At 35.7% G+C, this 4,213-nt stretch carries 2 protein-coding genes; both read right to left on the reverse strand.

Translation table 11 applies throughout. From position 1 onward, the window contains the following. A partial coding sequence (locus tag E1171_RS06005) for an ATP-binding protein (protein ID WP_155205069.1) occupies positions 1–3,650 on the reverse strand: 3,650 nt, incomplete at its 3' end. Between the two features lie 39 nt (positions 3,651–3,689). Beyond that, on the reverse strand, positions 3,690–4,213 hold a 524-nt coding region (locus E1171_RS06010), incomplete at its 5' end, for a LytR/AlgR family response regulator transcription factor (RefSeq protein WP_222931413.1).

A 4,213-nucleotide genomic window follows, 5' to 3' on the forward strand; every position in this document is an offset into this window, starting at 1 on the left:
TTTTTGATAAAATCTTTGGAAAGTAAAAGTCCCAGTCCCGTTCCTCTTTCATCGGCCGTTCCTAGTGTAGAAAAAGGTTGGTTTATTTGAAATATTTTTGACAGCTCTTCTTTGGTCATCCCTCTTCCTGTATCAATCACTGATATTAGTACGTGATGAGTTTCCTCTTTTACAGAAAGAATTATCCTTCCAGGTGGAGATGTAAATTTTATAGCATTTGAAATTAGGTTCCGAAGGACGGATCGGATCATGTTTTCATCGCAATAGACCATTATGCTTTCATTAATTTCTGATAATAGCTGAAGGTCTTTTTTGTCTGCTGAAATTTGTAATAAATCAATTACCTCTGCACATAAAAGGCTAATATCTACTTCTTTTGGGTTAAATTCAATCTTACCTTTTTGAGTAAGTGCCCATTCCAATAGATTTTCAAGAAGGGCAAAGGAATTGGCTGCAGATCGGTGTGCATTGACCAATAATTCTTTTAACTGGTTGTGGGGTAGATTGTCAAATTCGTCTGATAAAACCCGCATTAAACTTAGTAAAGTTCCTAGGGGACTACGTAGATCATGTGCCACAAGGGAGAAAAAATTGTCTTTTTCTAGATTTAACCGTTGTAATTCATCTCTTTGTTTTTTTATTTCCTTTTCGGCTATTTTTAAGGATGTAATATCCGAATCAATGGCTACGAATTTAAATATTTGTCCGTTTTCATCCAATATTGAACTTATAGTGGTATGCCCCCATATTTTCTGACCATTTTTTCTAAAAGCTGAAAATTCGTAAGAAATACTTTTTTTATTTTTCATGGCTGAGGCTACTGCCTCTTCAATACTGGGGTTTTGACTGTTCCAGTAGATGCTTTTCCCATGTGCCATAATAAATTCTTTCAATGAATATCCATACATCCTGGTAAAACCGGCGTTAACCCACTCTAAATGGCCTTCCTTACTAAAAATTCCTATGGCATTATCGGTTTCACTAGCTACAAGAGAGAGGTTTTTTAGCTCTAAATTAACCAATTGTAAGGCCTGGGCCTGCTGTGTGATTTCCTCTTTTTGGTGTTCAAGTGTTTTATTTTTGGATTGGACAATTTGGTTTACTTCCCTTAATTCTTTTGCCTGGAGAGATAGCTGTTCTTTTTGATTTTGAATTTCTGAGGTCCTTTCTTCAATTAGTTTTTCAAGTTGAAACTTTTCTTTCTTGAGATTTTTCAATCTTAGTTTAATTAGTGAACTGACAAGCGCCATAACCAAAAAGAAATAGAGAAGATAGGCCCAAAGGGTTCGGTACCATGGGGGGAGAATGACAAAAGAAAAGGTAGCAGTTTGGCTTTCTTTTCCATAGAAATTTTTGGCTTTAACAAGAAAGGTATATTCTCCCTCTGGCAAATTTGTATATTCTTTTTGTGCTTCCCTTTTCCAGGTAGACCATTCCTTATCAAATCCTTTAAGATAATAACTGTAATTTATCTTGGTCTCTTCATCAAAAAAGGGGGAGGAAAAAGAAAAAGTTAAATGGTTGCTTTTGTAATTTATTTGAGGAATCGTTTTCTGTCCAAATGGGAAACCATTTATTACAGAGGAATCCAAGGAAGAATTAGTTATTATGTGTGGCAGAGTACCTGAAAATATTATAGAGTCTTTGCCGCAAATTACTTTTCTTATTAGCGTTAAGTATTCATCTTGATCCTCTCTTTTTGCCTCTGGGTTGTAACGGAATAGGCCCTTGGTTCCCCCCATCCAGACCGCCTGGTTTTGATCTATATAGATTACTTCTACTTGTTTTTTAGGGAGCCTCTTGAGAGGAATTTGATCATAAACTAAATTTCCGTCGTTCTCTTTCCAAAAAACTTCTGTCCCATTTACCCAAAAATTCCATTGTTTGTCTATGTAATATCTATTGATCCATTTGCTTCCTTCAGCATATTTTTCACCTAAAGTACTGTCGGCAAAGAACCGCCCTTTTTCATCATTAAAATGTAAAAGTCCCTTTTCTGTAGCAAAGAGTAATCGATTATGGTATTTTACTAAACGAATTCCTGCTAGTGATGGTAAGCCTTGTAAGGTATCATAATAAGTTAAAGCTTGAATAGCACGACTTTTATTTTTCAATTTTCCTTTCCCAAAGCGCCTGCCTTTTGAAGGAAAGGAGACTTTAATGAGCCCTTTATAAGAAGTTGCTAGCCATAAGTTTCCCTCTTGATCTTCATTAATGTCACGAATTTCCCCTTGAAAGGAGAACAAGTTATTTTGAGGAATCCAACTGTTATTATGGTACTTTATAACTGCCAGTTCATTTTTTCCTCCTATTAATACTTTCGAAGGGAATTTCTCAGAGGTATATAATTTAAAAGCATAGTGTACATTGCTAATGGTTTTCGCATTTTTTTTTTCAATTTGGAATATGCCATTGGTACCTCCTGCCAAAAGAAGAGGAGGTTTCTTCTCATTATTGGAGGATTTGGGAGGTGCATACTCTATCAAATCCCAACATTGTCCCTCAATTCCAGGTACTTTTTTGAATTGACTAATTTTATGGTTATTTGATTTTTGAGAAGTCTCCAAATAATAAAGGCCAAATGAAGTAGCAACGTAAAGGGTGTCTTGGTGTTTGATAATGTCCAAAACACTTCCTTTTAGTTTGGTGCTCTCATCCCAAAAGCGCAAGGGGGAATCCACTTCTAATTTTGCCAAGCCATTGTCCATGGCAATCCATAGCACATTTTTTCTCTGATAATGTAAATAATAAATAGTTTCATCTTGGAGAAAGCTTTCTTTATCTATTAGTTCTAGAATTTTACCCTCTTCGTTGATAATGGCCAAACCTTTTCTTATAGTGCCAAATGCCATTTTTCCTTCACTTAGCTCTATGCCGTGATAAAGCTTATTTTTCTTTAAAAATTCATTGGCTTCAGATTTAAAAACAGTCACCGTGTCTGTTTTTTCCCTGGGGTTAAACCGGTACAGACCATTGTTCATAGTTCCAATGATTAATTGGTCATCTTTATAGGGGATGAAAGCATGAATCATGCTTTGGGCAAACATTTCGCCATCGGGAATCAACTCTAGTCGGTCATTTGTTAGGGTTTTAATACCAGCGCCCACCTCATGGATATACAATTTATCGTTTATCGTTTTGCAGAGGTAAAAATAATCCCCTTCCTTTTTCCATGTTTTAAAAGATTCAAAGTCGTACCGAAACAAGATTTCATCCGTTAAAAAATAGACTCCATCAGAAGTGGTTGATATACTCCAAACATCAGCGAATTGCTTTTGGAGGGAATCTAGTCGGGATGATAAAGAGACGTATTGCAATTCTCCTAAAGGGGATGGACTCAGGTATCCAAATTCACCTACACCTCCAACAAAAATAGTCCCATCCTTACTCCTTCCAAGGGAGCGTACTGCGCTTTCATTGGATGTTTTAATTTGACGCCAATTCTCGCCATCATATTCCAAAATGCCTTCCTCATTGCCAAAATAAACAACTCCTCTCTTATCATGGATTATGGCCCAGTTTTGAGAGCCCGAATCATATTCTTCTAAGGGATAATTCCGAAGCAAGGGAATCCCCTTTTCCTGTCCGAATAAGTAAGGAGAGCTAAGGTAGATTTTAGAAAAAATAAGAAAGTAGAAAAAGTGCTTCATTCACAGTACCATTGATCCAGTTCCCAAACTCTAAAAGCTCTAGGAATGCAAAAGGAATAAATTCTCAAGGGTTTGAATAACTTTTTGTTTGTAACTTCTTCCAATAGGTAGTTCAATGTTACCAAGTTCTATTTTAGAAGCCGAGTAAGCCACAATTTTATTAATAGAGATTAAGAAAGATTTATGAATCCGTAAAAAGTTTTCTCGGCCTAGTTTGGCTTCAAATTGACTTAATTGGTGTTTAATCAAAAGTGTTTTATCCTCTGTCGTTATTTTTAGGTAGTCCTTTAAACTTTCGATAAATACAATTTCATTTAGAAAAATCTTTACAATCCTTTTATTTTCTTTAACGAATAAATAATCCGGTTTTGAGTTCTCCGGAACCCCATTTGAGGATAATGAAGATTGTTCTTGATTGGCCTGTATTTGTAAATGGAACTTGTTAATGGCTTGCAAAAATCTCCCTAAACTCAAAGGTTTTAATAGGTAATCTATGGCGTTCACTTCAAATCCTTCATAGGCAAAATTTTTATTTCCCGACATGATGATCACCTTAGGTGGTG

It is taken from the genome of Xanthovirga aplysinae (genome assembly GCF_009711365.1).
Lineage (GTDB): Bacteria > Bacteroidota > Bacteroidia > Cytophagales > Cyclobacteriaceae > Xanthovirga > Xanthovirga aplysinae.